This window comes from Streptomyces sp. CNH287, assembly GCF_000424825.1.
In genome coordinates this window covers 574,309-588,828 of record NZ_AUKQ01000004.1, presented here as the reverse complement: position 1 = coordinate 588,828, position 14,520 = coordinate 574,309, and the positions used below count along the sequence as shown (strand labels likewise).

Here is a 14,520-nt window from a genome sequence, read left to right as displayed (position 1 = left end):
CGCCGGGCGGCGTCAGACGAACTTCTGCGCCGCGAGGTAGTCGGCGAGCTGCTTGCCGCCCTCGCCCTCGTCCTTGACCACGGTGCCCGCCGTACGCGGCGGACGCTCGGTGGCCTCGTCGACCGCGGTCCAGGCGCCCTCCAGGCCGACCTCGTCCGCGTCGATGTCCAGGTCGTCCAGGTCCAGCGACTGCACCGGCTTCTTCTTGGCGGCCATGATGCCCTTGAAGGAGGGGTAGCGGGCCTCGCCCGACTGGTCGGTCACCGAGACGACGGCCGGCAGGGACGCCTCGAGCAGCTCGGTGGCGGTGTCGCCGTCGCGGCGGCCGGTGACCGTGCCGCCGGTGACCGCGACCTCGGAGAGCAGCGTCACCTGCGGCACGCCCAGGCGCTCGGCGAGCATCGCCGGGAGCACGCCCATGGTGCCGTCCGTGGAGGCCATGCCGCAGACGACCAGGTCGAACCCGGTCTTCTCGACGGCCTTGGCGAGCACCAGCGAGGTGCCCAGCGCGTCCGTGCCGTGCAGGTCGTCGTCCTCGACGTGCACGGCCTTGTCCGCGCCCATGGAAAGCGCCTTGCGCAGTGCGTCGCTCGCGTCCTCCGGGCCGACGGTCAGCACGGTGACCTCGGCGTCGTCCGCCTCGCCGGCGATCTGGAGCGCCTGCTCGACCGCGTACTCGTCCAGCTCCGAGAGCAGGCCGTCCACCGAGTCGCGGTCGGTGGTCAGGTCCTTCGAGAAGCGCCGGTCGCCGGTGGCGTCGGGCACGTACTTCACACAGACAACGATCCTCAAGCTCACGCCGGCTCTCCTACTGCATCGTCTCTCACGCTTCCCGGCCGGGAAGGACGGTCTTCTCTCAGCTTATTACTCGTGGCTGCCCGTTACTGCTTGCCAGTGCGCTCAATATTACTCGCCAGTACACGCGGCGTGCCAGGCGAGATCAAGGGCGCCGGAATGTGACTTTGCCAACCCTGCACGGCCTGCGCCCCGGCCGCCTCCGCGCGTCCTGGGCCGGGCCTTCTCAGGACTGCTCCCGGTCGCCCAGGACGCGGAAGCGGCCCCGATGGTAGAGGAGCGGCGCGCCGCCACCGCGGACCTCCCCGCCGGTCACCTCGGCGAGCACCAGCCGGTGGTCACCGGCCGGCACCCGCGCCGCCACCCGGCACACCAGCCACGCCCCGGTCCCGTCCAGCACCGGTACGCCGTGGGGCCCATGGTGCCAGCGTGTCGGCGGCGCGAACCGGTCGGCGCCGCTGCGCGCGAAGGTGGCGGCGAGTTCGCGGCACGACCCGTCCAGGATGTGCACGCCGACATACCCGGCCTCGGCGACGGCCGGCCAGCTGGAGGAGCCGGTGCCGATACCGAAGGAGACCAGCGGCGGTTCGGCGGAGACGGAGGTGAGGGAGGTGGCGGTGAAGCCCGCCGGCCCGGCCGCCCCGCGCGCGGTGATCACGGCGACCCCGGCCGCGTGCTCCCGGAAGGCGGCCCGCAGCAGCCCGGATTCCGCGGCCCGGTCCGTCGTACGCACCGGTCCCTCGGCGCTCGGCGCGCTCAACGCCCTGGTCCTGATCCTGTCTCCGGCATAGTGTCACCCTGACGATACTGGGCGCGGGGCGTCAACCCGGCGCCGGGAGTTCGGGAGCCCGATCACGCGACGGCGGCGCCGAGCGCCGCGATCACGTCCACCCTGCGAGGCTGCCCGAGCGCGCGCCGCACGACGCGCCCCCGCGCGTCGAGGACCAGGACCGTCGGCGTACCCGCGATCCGCAGGCTGCGGGCCAGCGCGAAGTGCTCTTCGGCGTCGATCTCCAAGTGCGCGACGCCCTCGATCATCGCGCTGACCTCCCGCAGCACCCGCCGGGTGGCCCGGCATGGCTGGCAGAAGGCGCTCGAGAACTGCACGAGCGTGGCTCGCTCGCCCAGCCGCTCGGCGCCGAGGTCGGCGGCCGACAGGTGCCCGGTCATGCCACCAGGATGCACGCGCGGGAGGCGCGGGCGCACGGGTAGGCCGTGCACGTGATGAGGATCTCGCGCTCCGGCCACCCCCCGCTGTGGCCGTCCGCGGGTCTTTCGGGCACGATCTGCGGCAGCCAGAAGTTACGTATCCGTAGGTTCTTATTCCGATGAAGCCGCCGGGAGACCCCACCCCAGGCGCCGGCGAGAAGGGTCCCCCCGCATGGCAGAGCTCGTGTACCCACCAGTGATCGGTGTCGCGCGCACCTTCTTCAAGGCCCTCGACCTCCGGTTCGACATCCAGGGCGCGGAGAACGTGCCCGAGCGCGGCGGCGCGGTACTGGTGAGCAACCACATCGGCTATCTGGACTTCATCTTCACCGGGTTCGCCGCGCGGCCGGCCAAGCGGCTGGTGCGCTTCATGGCGAAGGAGTCGGTCTTCCGGCACAAGGTGTCCGGGCCCCTGATGCGGGCCATGAAGCACATCCCGGTCGACCGCGAGCAGGGCGAGCACGCCTACAAGCACGCGCTGAAGGCGCTGCGTTCGGGAGAGATCATCGGCGTCTTCCCGGAGGCGACGATCTCGCAGTCCTTCACCCTCAAGAGCTTCAAGTCGGGTGCGGCCAGGCTGGCGCAGGAGGCCCAGGTGCCACTCCTGCCGGTGGCGCTGTGGGGCACGCAGCGGCTGTGGACCAAGGGCCACAAGCGGGACTTCGGGCGCAACCACCTGCCCATCACCATCCGCGTGGGCGAGACGCTCCAGGCCGAGCCGGGCGAGTACGCGGCGAGTGTCACCAGACGGCTGCGCGGCCGGGTGCAGGAGCTGCTGGAGTCGGCGCAGCGGGCGTATCCGGGCGTACCCCGGAGCGAGGACGACACGTGGTGGCTGCCCGCCCATCTGGGCGGCACCGCGCCGACCCCGGCGGAGGCGAAGGCGCTCTGAGCCGCGCCGAGCGGCACGGAGCGTGCGGGACCCGCCCTGCCGGGACGGCCCCGCGGGAGCGCCGCCGCGCCGGGAGGCCGCGCGGTGCCGTGGTTCAGAGGGTGACTGGGAGCATGGCCTCCAGCCGGGCCCGGTCGGGCGCGCGCCGCAGGGCGTCGAGCACGGCACCGGGCGGCGTGGCGTAGAGCGTCGGGAAGTCGAACTCGCCCGCGCGGTGGTCCGGGGTGAAGGCCAGCTGCTCCCGGTCGAGCCGGAAGCGGGCGTCCACTCCCGAGGTGTTGCCCCGGGGGTCCTGGCGCTGCCAGCCGTGCCCGGGGAGCCGGAGGGCGATCAAGCCGTGCACGACGCCGAGCCGCTGGTAGCACAGCCCGGCGGGGATGCCCTCGGCCCGCAGCAGCGCGACCAGCGCGTGGGCCTTGGCGTGGCAGATGCCGGTGCGCTCGCGCAGCACCTCGGAGGCGCGGCAGGTGACGCGGGGGTCGCCGGTGTCCCTGGAGTGCGGGATCTCGTCGCGCACGAAGGTGAAGGCCGCCCGTGCGTAGCCGGTCGCGTCGGCGGCCTTCTCGCGCAGGGCGGCGGCGGTGGCGCGGACGAGCGGGTGCTCGTGGTCGATGACGTCGTCGGCGGCGAGGAAGGCTCCCTCGTCGGCGGTCTCCAGGGTGAGGATCATGGACCACAGCGTAGGAATACGACCGACCGCGAGTCAATGGATTTGCGGTCGGCCGTATATTTATGCCATCAGGGTGCCTTGGCCATCTCCTCGCGCAGCGCGGCCACGAAGCCGTCCACGTCCTCCTCCGTGGTGTCGAACGCGCACATCCACCGCACGTCCCCGGCCGCCTCGTCCCAGAAGTAGAAGCGGTAGCGCTTCTGGAGCCGCTCGCTCACCTCGTGCGGCAGGCGGGCGAAGACGGCGTTCGCCTGGACGGGGTGCAGGACGCGTACGCCCTCCACCGCGCGCACCCCGGCGGCCAGGCGCTGGGCCATGTCGTTGGCGTGGCGGGCGTTGCGCAGCCACAGGTCGCGGGCCAGCAGCGCCTCGAACTGCACGGATATGAAGCGCATCTTGGAGGCGAGCTGCATCGACAGCTTGCGCAGGTGCTTCATCGCGCGCGTGAGGCCGGGGTCGAGCACGACCACGGCCTCGCCGAAGAGCATGCCGTTCTTCGTGCCGCCGAAGGACAGGATGTCCACCCCCGCGGCGTGCGTGAAAGCACGCATCGGCACGTCGAGGGAGGCCGCCGCGTTGGCCAGCCGGGCGCCGTCGAGGTGGACCTTCATGCCGCGCTCGTGCGCGTGCTCGCACAGGGTCCGGATCTCCTCGGCCGTGTAGAGCGTGCCCAGTTCGGTGTTCTGCGCGATCGAGACGACCTGGGGCATGGCGCGGTGCTCGTCGTCCCAGCCGTACGCCTCGCGGTCGATCAGCTCGGGGGTGAGCTTGCCGTCCTCGGTGGGCACGGTGAGCAGCTTGATCCCGCCGATCCGCTCGGGGGCGCCGCACTCGTCGACGTGGATGTGGGCGGTGTCCGCCGTGATCACCGCGCCCCACCGGTCGGTGAGCGCCTGGAGCGCGACGACGTTCGCCCCGGTGCCGTTGAAGACCGGGAAGGCGTGCGCGTACGGACCGAAGTGGCTGCGCATCACCTGCTGGAGGTGCGCGGTGTAGTCGTCGCCGCCGTAGGCCGTCTGGTGGCCGCCGTTGGCCAGCGCGAGCGCCGCCAGGATCTCGGGGTGCGCGCCCGCGTAGTTGTCGCTGGCGAAGCCGCGCACCTGCGGATCGTGGCGCCGCTTGGCCTGCGTGGCGGCGGTGGCCGCGCCGTGCGCCGTCACGGCTGGGGGGTGAGCCACAGGCGCGTCCCGTTCACTTCCTGGGTGGGCTCGGCCCACGTGCCGGTGATGGCCTCCGCCAGTTCCTTGACGTCCGTGAATCCGGCGAACTTGGCCTGCGGGCGCTCGGCCCGCATCTGCGCGTTCACCAGGGCCTTGACGACCAGGACGGCCGCGGCGGCCGGCGGCGGGCCGTCGCCTCCGGCCTTGCGGAAGGCGTCGCCCAGGGCGAGCGTCCAGGCCTCGGCCGCCGCCTTGGCCGCCGCGTACGCCGCGTTGCCCGCCGTCGGCCGACTGGCTCCGGCGGCGCTGATGAGCAGGTAGCGGCCGTTGCCGCTGCGGCGCAGCCCGCCCTCGAAGGCGAGCGAGGTGTGCTGGACGGTGCGCACCAGGAGGCTGTGCAGCGCGTCCCAGTCGGCCAGATCGGTCTCGGCGAAGGACGCCGAACCGCGCCAGCCGCCCACCAGGTGCACGAGGCCGTCCACCCGGCCGAACTCCTTCTCCGTACGGGTGGCCCACTGGCGGCTCGCGTCCAGGTCGAGCAGGTCGACGGTGTCCCCCGTGACCGTCGCGCCGCCGTGCGCGAAGCGCGCCGCGTCCACGGCCTCGGCCAGCCGCTGGGCGTCCGCGTCGGCGGCGACCACCGTCGCGCCCGCCTCGGCCAGCCGCAGCAGCGCCGCCTGGCCCGCCGGGCCGCCCGCGCCGGCCACGGCGACGACGGCGCCGTCCAGCCGGGCTTCGGCCCCGTTGCTCTGTGTCGTCGTCATCGTCGTAGCCTCCTTGTCGCAGGCGCCCTCGCGCCCGCCGTACCGGCCGTACCGGCCTTCACGCTGCCGCGAGGGCGGCGGACTCCGCCGTGATCCCCTTGGTCGATGTGATCACACCGCGCAGCTTCTTCGCGAGGGCCTCGTAGAACATGCTGAGCGGAAACTCGTCCGGGAGCACGTCGTCCACGAGTTTGCGCGGCGGCAGGCTCAGGTCCAGGGCGTCGGGGCCCTTGGCCCAGGTCGATCCCGGGTGCGGCGCGAGGTAGGCGGACACCAGGTCGTACGCCTTGAACCAGTGCACGATCTTGGGCCGGTCGATGCCGTCGCGGTAGAGCGTCTCGATCTCCTCGCGCAGCCGCACCGTCACCTCCCGGGCGCGGTCCCAGTCGACGGTGAGGCGGTTGTCCCGCCAGCGCAGCGCGTCGTGCTGGTGCAGGTAGGCGAAGAGGAGCTGGCCGCCGAGGCCGTCGTAGTTGCGGTTGCGCGCGCCGGTGACCGGGAAGCGGAAGAGGCGGTCGAGCAGCACCGCGTACTGGACGTCGCGCCCCTGCGGGAAGCCGTCCGCCTCCAGCGCGACGGCCTCGTGGAAGGCGGTCAGGTCGCAGCGCAGTTCCTCCAGGCCGTACATCCAGAACGGCTGCCGCTGCTTGATCATGAACGGGTCGAACGGCAGGTCGCCGTGGCTGTGCGTGCGGTCGTGGATCATGTCCCACAGCACGAAGGTCTGCTGGCAGCGCTGCTGGTCGGCCAGCAGTCCGCGGGCGTCCTCGGGCAGCTCCAGGCTGGTGACCTTGCACGCGGCGTCCACGACGCGGCGGAAGCGGGCAGCCTCGCGGTCGCAGAAGATGCCGCCCCAGGTGAAGCGCTCGGGGGCCTCGCGCACCGCGATGGTCTCCGGGAAGAGCACCGCGGAGTTGGTGTCGTAGCCGGCGGTGAAGTCCTCGAAGGTGATGCCGCAGAACATCGGGTTGTCGTAGCGGGTGCGCTCCAGCTCGGCCAGCCAGTCCGGCCAGACCATGCGCAGGGCGACGGCCTCCAGGTTGCGGTCCGGGTTGCCGTTCTGCGTGTACATGGGGAAGACCACGAGGTGCTGGAGGCCGTCCGCCCGCTGCTGGGCGGGCTGGAAGGCGAGCAGGGAGTCCAGGAAGTCGGGCACGCCGAAGCCCTCGGCGCCCCACCGGCGCAGATCGGCCACCAGCGCTTCCAGGTAGGCGGCGTCGTGCGGCAGGAGCGGGGACAGCTCCACCACCGCCGTCACCACCCGCTCCAGCTCGGCCTCCACGGCCGCCCGGGCGGGCGCGCCCTCCGCCGTGAAGTCGATAGCGCCCTGCTTGTCCTGCGCGGGGCGGATCGCCTCCACGGCGGCCTTCAGCACCGGCCACGCGGGCTGATCCACCACCCGGTCCGCGGACAGGAGGTCACCACCCTTGCCGACTGGCGAAAGAATTTCCGTCATGACCAGCCCTCCACGGGAGAAAATCTCGTACGAACACGGTAACCGCAAGACGATCCCGCGCTCAAGTGGCCCTCACGAACCGGCTGCGCCCCACCTCGGCGGGAGAGGCTCTAGGCTGGCCGCGCGTACGTGCCCGTACGCTCCGCACGCACCGAAAGCGAGGACGCGCCGTGTCACTGCTCACCGTCGGACATCGCGGGCTGATGGGCGTGGAGCCCGAGAACACCCTGCGCTCCTTCCTCCGGGCCGAGCGCGAGGGGCTCGACGTCATCGAGCTGGACCTGCACCTGAGCAAGGACGGCGCGCTGGTGGTGATGCACGACGCGGACGTGGCCCGTACCACCGACGGCTCCGGCCCCATCGGCGACTTCACCCTCGCCGAGCTGCGCGGCCTGGACGCCGGGCAGGGCGAGCGGGTCCCCGTGTTCGAGGAGGTCGTGGAGGCGGTGCGGTCACCCCTCCAGGCCGAGATCAAGGACCGGGCGGCGGCCCGGGTGCTGGCGGACGCCGTCCGGGAGCACGACCTGCACGACCGCGTCACCGTCATCTCCTTCCACGACGACGCGCTGCGCGAGACCCGTGAGCAGCTGCCCGCGATGCCGCTGGTGCTGGTGGCGAGCAGGAGTTCGCCGAGCGCCCCGGAGCGGGCGCGGGAGCTGGGCGCGGGGATGGTCTCGCTGGACCTGCGTCACCTGGACGCGGAGACCGTACAGCGCTGCCACGGCTTCGGGATCAAGGTCATCAGCTGGACGGTGAACACCCCCGAGCAGCTGGACCGCGCCCGCGCGCTGCGGCTGGACGGAGTGGTCACCGACCAGCCGGAGATCCTGCGGGCCGTCAGGGCAGCGGCTTGACGAGCAGCTCGAAGGCCAGGTCGTCGCGCTGCGGCAGGCCGAAGCGCTCGTCGCCGTACGGGAAGGGGCTCATCCGGCCCGTACGCACGTAGCCGCGCCGCTCGTACCAGCCGATCAGGTCGTCGCGCTGGGTGATGACGGTCATGTGCATCTCGGTGGCGCCCCAGCGCGTACGGGCGGCGCGCTCGGCCTCGGCCAGGACGGCCCGGCCCAGGCCGGAGCCCTGGAGGTGCGGGCGCACGGCGAACATCCCGAAGTAGGCGTGCCCCTCGCGCCGCTCCAGCTGGCAGCAGGCGACCAGCTCGCCCGCGCGCTCGACGGCCAGCAGCCTGCTGTCGGGGTCCTTGACGACGGCGGCCACGCCCTCGGGGTCGGTACGCTGCCCGGCCAGCAGGTCGGCCTCCGTGGTCCAGCCCGCCCGGCTGGCGTCGCCACGGTAGGCGGACTCGATCAGCAGCACCAGCGCCGGTATGTCGTCCTCCGTCGCGTCGCGGAAGACCGGCTCGTAGGCGTCGTCCATGGGGCCACAGCCTAACGGAGGCCGGGGCACCCCAGGGTCGCTTTCGTGCGCCACCGGGCGGAGGCCGCCGCGCGGCCGTATCGTCCGCCGCATGGTGCACGTGCTGAGCAGCCGCGTCCTGCTGCGGCCCACCGACCCGGAGGCGGCCCGCGCCTTCTACGGCGGGGCGCTGGGGCTGTCCGTATACCGGGAGTTCGGTTCCGGTCAGGAGCGCGGCACGGTGTACTTCCTGGGCGGCGGCTTCCTGGAGGTGTCCGGACGGGCCCCGCGGCCGGAGCACGCCGGGCTGCGCCTGTGGCTCCAGGTGGCGGACGCCGCCGCTGCCCACGAGGAACTGGCCGCCCGTGGCGTGCGGATCACGCGCGGACCGCGCCGCGAACCGTGGGGGCTGATCGAGCTGTGGGCCGCGGCTCCGGACGGCGTACGGCTGTGCGTGGTCGAGGTGCCCGCGGACCACCCGTTGCGCTACCGCGCGGGCGTCTGAGCCGCCACGCCCCCGCGGTGCCCCCGTGCGCTCCCGTAAGCCCGGCGGGCCGGGGCAGCCTCGTACCGGGGACGCCAGGGGAGGTGCCCATGCACGGGCCCGCCGTGGTGAGCTGGCTGCTGGTCGCGCTGTGCGGAGCGACCGGAGCGTACTGCCTGGCGCGCGTGCGCGGCGGCGTCCCGGGGCAGCGGCGCGGCCCCGGGATCGAGGCCGCGATGGGCCTGGGCATGGCCGCGATGGCCCTGCCGGGCACGGCGGCGGCCCCGCTGCCCCTGCTCTTCGCCGTCCTCTTCGGGGCCACGGCCGCGTACGCGCTGGGCGGGCTCGCCCGCGGGACGCCCGCGCACGGGCAAGGCTCCGCCCACTGTCTGCACCACGTGCTGGAGGCGCTGGCGATGGCCTACATGGCGGTCGCGATGCACGCGGCGGCGGGCGGCGGCGCGCACCTCGGGCACCCGGCCGCACCCGGCGGGATACCGGCGGTCACCGGGGCGCTGCTGGTCTACTTCGCGCTGTACGCGCTGCGTACCGGCACCCGGCTGGCGCCCGCCGCCGCGTCAGGGCCGGAGCCGGGCCTGGGAACGCCGCCGGGCCAGGGAACGGGCCCGGGCACAGCCGCAGACGCGGGAGGGGCGCCGGCAACGGCGCAGGCGTGCCGCCTCGCGCTGGCCCTCGGGTCCTTCGCGATGCTGCTGACGCTGTGAATCCTCCCCTCCCCGGAGGGGAGGGGGTTCCTCACCCTCCCGGGCTGAAGCGGGGACTTCCGGCTCACGCATGGCAGTCGCAGAGATCGCCGCGTCTGCGGCCTTGCGGGTCATGGCCGACATCGGCGAGGAACTTCCCTCAACTCCGCACTGCTGAATCTGCCGGAGGTTGTTCGGTGCACCACCCGTGACGACGGGCCGGCCCGAGACGCCGGCCGCCGGTGAGTGATGCGTCACTTCCGCGTCCGTTCGCGTACCGCCGGTGCGTCCGCCCCGCATAGTCTGGGTGCCATGTTGGTCCCGCTCGCGTTGCTGGCCCTCGGCGCCGTCGCCGCAGCTCTTGCCCCGCGCCTGCTGGCCCGTTCCTCCTGGCCCGACCGCGAGCCGGTGCTCGCGCTGTGGGTGTGGCAGTGCGTCGTGGCCGCCGTCCTGCTGTGCTGTGTGCTCGCGATGGCGCTCTCCGCCGCCGCGGCGTGGCAGGTCGTGCGCGGCCAGGTGTTCGCCCCCGCCCCGCAGGGCGTGGAAGAGGCGTACCGGCTGGGCCTCCTGGAGACCTGGGCCGCACCGCTGGCGGTGCTGCTGGCCTGCGGCGGCGCCTGGACGGGCGCGATGCTGCTGCGCGAGATCCGCGACGCCCGGCTGCGGCGCCGGCACCGCCGCGCCGAGTTGCGCGTACGCGCGCCGAAGCTGCCCGGTGAGGAGCCGCGGGGAGCGGGCGACCGGCTGGTGGTGCTGGAAGGCGAGCGGCCGGACGCCTGGTGGCTGCCCGGCGCGGCACCGCAGCTGGTGATCACGACCGCCGCCCTGCGGCGCCTGCGCGGACGGCAGTTGGACGCCGTGCTGGAGCATGAGCAGGGTCATGCCCGGGCCCGGCACGACTGGCTGCTGCACAGCGCCGACGCCCTCGCCATCGGCTTCCGCCGGGTGCCGGTCTTCGCCGCCTTCCGCGACCAGGTGCACCGGCTGGTCGAACTCGCGGCCGACGACGTCGCCTCCCGCCGCTACGGCCGGATGACCATCGCCATGGCTCTGGTCGAACTCAACGAGGACCGCGGCGTGTTCGGGCCGTGCGGCTCGCCCCGCTCCCTGCTGCCGCAGCGCGTGCACCGGCTGCTCGCGCCCGCCCACCGGCTGCCGGTGGGGCAGCGCCTGCGGGCCGGTGCGGTGGCCTCGCTGGTGCCCGTCGTGCCCCTGCTGGTCGCCTTCGTCCCCGGCCTCAGCACCCTGGGTTAGCCAGGCCCGCCCCCCGTGCGTGAGGATCGGACCATGCCCGCCTCCCGTCCGCTCCCCCGCCCCCGTCCCACAACCGGCCGCGGCGAGGGGGTGACGCGGTCCGCACCGCCGGCCTGGCGGCGGGGCTGGCGTACGGCCGCGCCGATCCTGTGCGCACTCGGGGCGGCGCTGATCGCCCTGGTCGCCGCCGGCTGGCAGCCGCTGCTGGACCTGGACGCGTCGGTCGCCCGCGAGTTGCACGAGTTCGCGCTCGCCCACCCGGGCTGGACAAGGACGGCACGCGTGTTCACCGACTGGGTGTGGGACACCTGGACGATGCGCGCGCTGCTGACGGCGGCCGTGCTGTGGCTGTGGTGGCGCGCCGAGCGCGGCCTCGCGCTGCGGCTGGCGGTCGCGGGGCTGTTCGGGGCGGGGGCGCAGCAGGTGCTGAAGGCGGCGCTGGACCGGGACCGCCCGCAGTGGGCCGAGCCCGTCGACTCGGCGCACTACGCGGCCATGCCCTCGGGTCACGTGATGACGGCCGCGCTCGTGTGCGGGCTGCTGCTGTGGCTGCTGCGCTGCCTGCGGGTGCCGGCCCTGGTGTGGCGGACGGCGGTGGCCGTGGCGGCCGTGTCCGTGGCCGGAGTCGCGTTCACCCGGATCTACCTGGGCGTGCACTGGCTCACCGACGTGCTGGTGGGCGCCCTCCTGGGCGCGGCGATCGCCGCGTGCGCGGGGGCGGACGTACGGGGGCGCCGGAAGTCGGGCACCCTCACGGTATGACTGCACACGCGGTGCTCTTCGACTTCTCCGGGACCCTGCTGCGGGTCGAGCCCGTGACGCGCTGGCTGGACACCGCGTTGGCGCGGGCGGGTGTGACGCTCTCCGCGCCGGAGTTCGCGCGGTGTGCGGCGCGGCTGGAGGAGGAGGGGGCGCTGCCCGGCGGCGCACCGCCCAGCGCGCTGCCGCCCGAACTGGCGGGGCTCTGGGCGGAGCGCGACCGCAGCGCGCGGCTGCACCGGGAGGCGTACACCGCCCTCACGCGCCGGGCGGCGCTGCCGGGCCCGGACCCCGACGCCCTGGCGGACCTGCTGTACGAGCGCCACATGGAGCCCGAGGCGTGGCAGCCCTACCCGGACACGGTGCGGGTGCTGGACGCGCTGCTGCGGCGGGGCGTGCCGATGGGGGTGGTCAGCAACATCGGCTGGGACCTGCGCCCCGTCTTCCACGCGCACGGACTGGACCGGTACGTGAGCGCGTACGTGCTCTCCTTCGAGCACGGCGTCCAGAAGCCCGATCCCCGGCTCTTCCACACGGCCTGCGAGCGGCTCGGCCACCCGCCCGGTGAGGTGCTCATGGTCGGCGACTCCGCGCGCGCGGACGGCGGGGCCGCGGCCGTCGGCTGCGCCGTCCATCTCGTGGAGCACCTGCCGGCCCGGCGGCGCCCGCGGGGCCTGCTCCCCGTACTCGGCCTGGTGGCGGCGCCCGCGTGAGCCGCCCCCGCGGCTCCCGCCGCAGGTGGTACGCCGATACCGGGACGATCCCCCGCGTCGCCCCGGTATCGGCAGCTGAACCGGGTTTCCGTCCGGTGGACAGGACGGCGCCCGGAGTCCCGTGAGTATATTGGCTCACAGCCAGTCAACGCAGGAGTTACAGGATGTCCCCTCGGCGCGCATCGGTCAATGAAGAGTTGCGCCGCCGCTCCCGCGAAAGACTGCTCCAGGCAACTGTCGATCTTGTCGGAGAGCACGGCTTCGAGGCGACGACCTTGGGCGACATCGCGGACCGGGCGGGTACGGCGCGCGGTCTGATCTCCTACTACTTTCCCGGCAAACGGCAGCTGTTCCAGTCCTCGGTGCACCGGCTGATGCATCTGACGCTGGCCGAGGCGCTGGACCGGGAACCGGCGCCGCAGGGGCCGGACGCGGGCCGGGAGACGCTGGCCCGCGCCATCGACGCGATCCTCGGCCTCGCCCGGGACCACCCGGTGCTGATGCGGGCCCACATGGCCGGAATCCTCCAGCAGGAGGGCTTCGTGCAGTGCGACGAGCAGCGCAGGCTGGCGATGCTGCTGCACCGGGCCGTCACCCGGTACGGCTCGGCCGACCCCGACACCGACTACCCGCTGCTGCGCGCCCTGCTGATGGGCGCGGTGGTGGCCGTCCTGCTGCCCGGCGCGCCGATGCCGCTCGCCCGGCTGCGCGCCGAGCTGTTCGGGCGGTACGGGCTGGACTGGGAGCTGGGGGTGCCGCCGCCCGGCGGGCAGCCGCCCCGCCCCGCGCGGCGGCTGCCCGCCGAGCCGTACGCGCAGGGCTGACGGCGGGCCCCGCCACACTCCGCGTGCACCGGAGCGCCCCCCGGACGCGCCGGTGCCGCACTCTCCCGCCCGTGCCCCCTTCGGTGAGATCCTGGTGACCCCGGCGGGAAGGACCTGCTGTGTCAGACCTGCTTCGTGTCGCCGTGGTCGGCTCCGGCCCCAGCGGCGTGTACACCGCCCAGGGCCTCACCTCGCGGGAGGCCGACGGCCGTACGGTGGCGGTCGACGTGCTGGACCGGCTGCCCTGCCCCTACGGCCTCGTGCGCTACGGCGTCGCGCCCGACCACGAGAAGATCAAGTCGCTGCAAGGCAGTCTGCGGACGGTCCTGGAGCGCCCCGGGGTGCGCTTCCTCGGGGGCGTGGAGGTCAGCGAGCAGGGCGTCCCGCCCGCCGAGCTGCTGGGCATGTACCACGCGGTGGTCTACTGCGTCGGCGCGGCCACCGACCGGCACCTGGGCATCCCCGGCGAGCAGTTGCGCGGCAGCCGTTCGGCGACCGACTTCGTCTCCTGGTACAGCGCGCACCCGGACGCGGCGCCCTCCTTCGCCCTGGAGGCCAGGTCAGCCGTGGTCATCGGCATCGGCAACGTCGCGGTGGACGTGGCCCGGGTGCTGGCCCGCGAGGCCGCCGAGCTGCGGCACACCGACGTACCGCACAACGCCCTGGTCGGTCTGGCCGCCAGCGGCGTCCGGGAGATCTCGATGGTGGGCAGGCGCGGCCCGGCGCAGGCGAAGTTCACCACCAAGGAGCTGCGCGAGCTGGGCGCCCTGCCCAGCGCCGACGCCCTGGTGCGGGAGTCCGAACTGGCCCTGGACCCGGCGTACGCACACCCGGAGGACCTGCCGCCCGCGCCCCGCCGCAACCTCGCGGTGCTGCGCGACTGGGCCCGGCGCACCGGCCGCGCGCACGGCCGCTCCGTCGAACTGCGCTTCTTCCTGCGGCCCGTCGAACTGCTGGACGACGGCCGGGGAGCGGTGCGCGCCGTGCGCTTCGAGCGTACGGCGCCGGACGGCGGCGGCGGAGTGACCGGCACCGGCCGGTACGAGGAGATCGCGGCGCAGCTGGTGCTCCGGTCGGTGGGCTATCGCGGAGTGCCGCTGGCGGGGCTGCCGTTCGACGACTCGACGGGCACGGTCCCGCACGCGGCGGGCCGGGTGCTGCGCGAGGGCGCCGCCGCGTCCGGCGAGTACGTGGCGGGGTGGATCAAGCGCGGGCCGACGGGCGTGATCGGGACCAACCGGCCGTGCGCCAAGGAGACGGTGGTCTCGCTGCTGGCCGACGCCGAGGAGCTGCTGCGCGCGGCCGGGCCGCGCGAGCGGGACCCGCTGGAGGTGCTGCGGCGAAGCGGGCGACGGCCGGTCGAGTGGCCGGGCTGGCTGGCCATCGAGGCGGCGGAGGCGGCGCTGGGCCGCTCGCTGGACCGCGCCCGGGTGAAGATCCCGGACTGGGCGGGGTTGCTGTCGGCCGCCGACGGCGGCTGACC

17 protein-coding genes are annotated in these 14,520 nt (G+C 74.0%); 9 read left to right on the top strand and 8 right to left on the bottom strand.

Annotated features, from left to right (window positions below; all coding sequences use genetic code 11):
• Positions 1–12: 12 nt before the first annotated feature.
• From H299_RS0105855 to H299_RS0105845, 3 genes are all read right to left on the bottom strand, one after another.
• The gene (locus H299_RS0105855) at positions 13–798 is read right to left on the bottom strand and encodes an electron transfer flavoprotein subunit beta/FixA family protein (RefSeq protein WP_027747651.1); all 786 of its coding nucleotides are present in this window, start codon (positions 796–798) and stop codon (positions 13–15) included.
• 223 nt (positions 799–1,021) lie between these two features.
• Positions 1,022–1,555 (bottom strand): flavin reductase family protein, encoded by a 534-nt coding sequence (locus H299_RS0105850; protein WP_051262148.1) that lies wholly within the window; start codon positions 1,553–1,555, stop codon positions 1,022–1,024.
• 92 nt (positions 1,556–1,647) lie between these two features.
• The gene (locus H299_RS0105845; protein ID WP_037757767.1) at positions 1,648–1,965 is read right to left on the bottom strand and encodes a thioredoxin family protein; all 318 of its coding nucleotides are present in this window, start codon (positions 1,963–1,965) and stop codon (positions 1,648–1,650) included.
• Between the two features lie 211 nt (positions 1,966–2,176).
• Between H299_RS0105845 and H299_RS0105840 the strand changes: the two genes are divergently transcribed.
• Positions 2,177–2,896, top strand: a complete 720-nt coding sequence (locus H299_RS0105840; RefSeq protein ID WP_027747648.1) for a lysophospholipid acyltransferase family protein — start codon at positions 2,177–2,179, stop codon at positions 2,894–2,896.
• Positions 2,897–2,990: 94 nt separating this feature from the next.
• On the opposite strand, the gene H299_RS0105835 is transcribed toward H299_RS0105840, so the two are convergent.
• From H299_RS0105835 to H299_RS0105820, 4 genes are all read right to left on the bottom strand, one after another.
• On the bottom strand, positions 2,991–3,566 hold the full coding sequence (locus H299_RS0105835; RefSeq protein ID WP_027747647.1) for a transglutaminase-like domain-containing protein: 576 nt from the start codon (positions 3,564–3,566) through the stop codon (positions 2,991–2,993).
• Positions 3,567–3,634: 68 nt separating this feature from the next.
• Positions 3,635–4,726 (bottom strand): threonine aldolase family protein, encoded by a 1,092-nt coding sequence (locus tag H299_RS0105830; RefSeq protein WP_027747646.1) that lies wholly within the window; start codon positions 4,724–4,726, stop codon positions 3,635–3,637.
• A complete protein-coding gene (locus H299_RS0105825; RefSeq protein ID WP_027747645.1) occupies positions 4,723–5,490 on the bottom strand; it encodes an SDR family NAD(P)-dependent oxidoreductase in 768 nt (255 codons plus the stop codon). The genes H299_RS0105830 and H299_RS0105825 overlap by 4 nt, the downstream gene beginning before the upstream one ends.
• 58 nt (positions 5,491–5,548) lie before the next feature.
• The gene (locus tag H299_RS0105820; RefSeq protein ID WP_027747644.1) at positions 5,549–6,946 is read right to left on the bottom strand and encodes a DUF6421 family protein; all 1,398 of its coding nucleotides are present in this window, start codon (positions 6,944–6,946) and stop codon (positions 5,549–5,551) included.
• 170 nt (positions 6,947–7,116) lie between these two features.
• Here H299_RS0105820 and H299_RS0105815 point away from each other — a divergent pair, with 170 nt between their 5' ends.
• A complete protein-coding gene (locus H299_RS0105815; RefSeq protein ID WP_027747643.1) occupies positions 7,117–7,800 on the top strand; it encodes a glycerophosphodiester phosphodiesterase family protein in 684 nt (227 codons plus the stop codon).
• Here H299_RS0105815 and H299_RS0105810 read toward each other — a convergent pair.
• On the bottom strand, positions 7,784–8,320 hold the full coding sequence (locus tag H299_RS0105810) for a GNAT family N-acetyltransferase (RefSeq protein WP_027747642.1): 537 nt from the start codon (positions 8,318–8,320) through the stop codon (positions 7,784–7,786). The two genes, H299_RS0105815 and H299_RS0105810, sit on opposite strands and share 17 nt — an antisense overlap.
• Positions 8,321–8,411: 91 nt before the next feature.
• On the opposite strand from H299_RS0105810, the gene H299_RS0105805 reads away from it, so the two are divergent.
• The 7 genes from H299_RS0105805 (at position 8,412) to H299_RS0105775 (ending at position 14,518) form a co-directional block, all read left to right on the top strand.
• Entirely contained in the window at positions 8,412–8,804 is a 393-nt protein-coding gene (locus H299_RS0105805) for a VOC family protein (RefSeq protein WP_027747641.1), read from the top strand.
• A gap of 89 nt (positions 8,805–8,893) precedes the next feature.
• Positions 8,894–9,508 carry a DUF5134 domain-containing protein gene (locus tag H299_RS0105800; RefSeq protein ID WP_027747640.1) on the top strand — a complete coding sequence of 205 codons (615 nt, stop codon included), beginning with the start codon at positions 8,894–8,896 and terminating at the stop codon, positions 9,506–9,508.
• Positions 9,509–9,799: 291 nt separating this feature from the next.
• Positions 9,800–10,741, top strand: coding sequence for a M56 family metallopeptidase (locus H299_RS0105795; protein WP_027747639.1), 942 nt, complete (start codon positions 9,800–9,802; stop codon positions 10,739–10,741).
• A gap of 33 nt (positions 10,742–10,774) precedes the next feature.
• Positions 10,775–11,503 carry a phosphatase PAP2 family protein gene (locus tag H299_RS32405; RefSeq protein WP_051262147.1) on the top strand — a complete coding sequence of 243 codons (729 nt, stop codon included), beginning with the start codon at positions 10,775–10,777 and terminating at the stop codon, positions 11,501–11,503.
• On the top strand, positions 11,500–12,213 hold the full coding sequence (locus H299_RS0105785) for an HAD-IA family hydrolase (protein ID WP_027747638.1): 714 nt from the start codon (positions 11,500–11,502) through the stop codon (positions 12,211–12,213). The genes H299_RS32405 and H299_RS0105785 overlap by 4 nt, the downstream gene beginning before the upstream one ends.
• Before the next feature lie 164 nt (positions 12,214–12,377).
• On the top strand, positions 12,378–13,037 hold the full coding sequence (locus H299_RS0105780) for a TetR/AcrR family transcriptional regulator (protein ID WP_027747637.1): 660 nt from the start codon (positions 12,378–12,380) through the stop codon (positions 13,035–13,037).
• A 128-nt stretch (positions 13,038–13,165) separates the two neighbouring features.
• The gene (locus tag H299_RS0105775; protein ID WP_027747636.1) at positions 13,166–14,518 is read left to right on the top strand and encodes an FAD-dependent oxidoreductase; all 1,353 of its coding nucleotides are present in this window, start codon (positions 13,166–13,168) and stop codon (positions 14,516–14,518) included.
• Positions 14,519–14,520: the final 2 nt, after the last annotated feature.

Coding starts and splice junctions, on each gene's coding strand:
- H299_RS0105795 (WP_027747639.1), top strand. CDS start 9,800: ATGTTGGTCCCGCTCGCGTTGCTGGCCCTCGGCGCCGTCGCCGCAGCT.
- H299_RS0105820 (WP_027747644.1), bottom strand. CDS start 6,946: ATGACGGAAATTCTTTCGCCAGTCGGCAAGGGTGGTGACCTCCTGTCC.
- H299_RS0105835 (WP_027747647.1), bottom strand. CDS start 3,566: ATGATCCTCACCCTGGAGACCGCCGACGAGGGAGCCTTCCTCGCCGCC.
- H299_RS0105810 (WP_027747642.1), bottom strand. CDS start 8,320: ATGGACGACGCCTACGAGCCGGTCTTCCGCGACGCGACGGAGGACGAC.
- H299_RS0105785 (WP_027747638.1), top strand. CDS start 11,500: ATGACTGCACACGCGGTGCTCTTCGACTTCTCCGGGACCCTGCTGCGG.
- H299_RS0105800 (WP_027747640.1), top strand. CDS start 8,894: ATGCACGGGCCCGCCGTGGTGAGCTGGCTGCTGGTCGCGCTGTGCGGA.
- H299_RS0105780 (WP_027747637.1), top strand. CDS start 12,378: ATGTCCCCTCGGCGCGCATCGGTCAATGAAGAGTTGCGCCGCCGCTCC.
- H299_RS0105845 (WP_037757767.1), bottom strand. CDS start 1,965: ATGACCGGGCACCTGTCGGCCGCCGACCTCGGCGCCGAGCGGCTGGGC.
- H299_RS0105825 (WP_027747645.1), bottom strand. CDS start 5,490: ATGACGACGACACAGAGCAACGGGGCCGAAGCCCGGCTGGACGGCGCC.
- H299_RS0105805 (WP_027747641.1), top strand. CDS start 8,412: ATGGTGCACGTGCTGAGCAGCCGCGTCCTGCTGCGGCCCACCGACCCG.
- H299_RS0105840 (WP_027747648.1), top strand. CDS start 2,177: ATGGCAGAGCTCGTGTACCCACCAGTGATCGGTGTCGCGCGCACCTTC.
- H299_RS32405 (WP_051262147.1), top strand. CDS start 10,775: ATGCCCGCCTCCCGTCCGCTCCCCCGCCCCCGTCCCACAACCGGCCGC.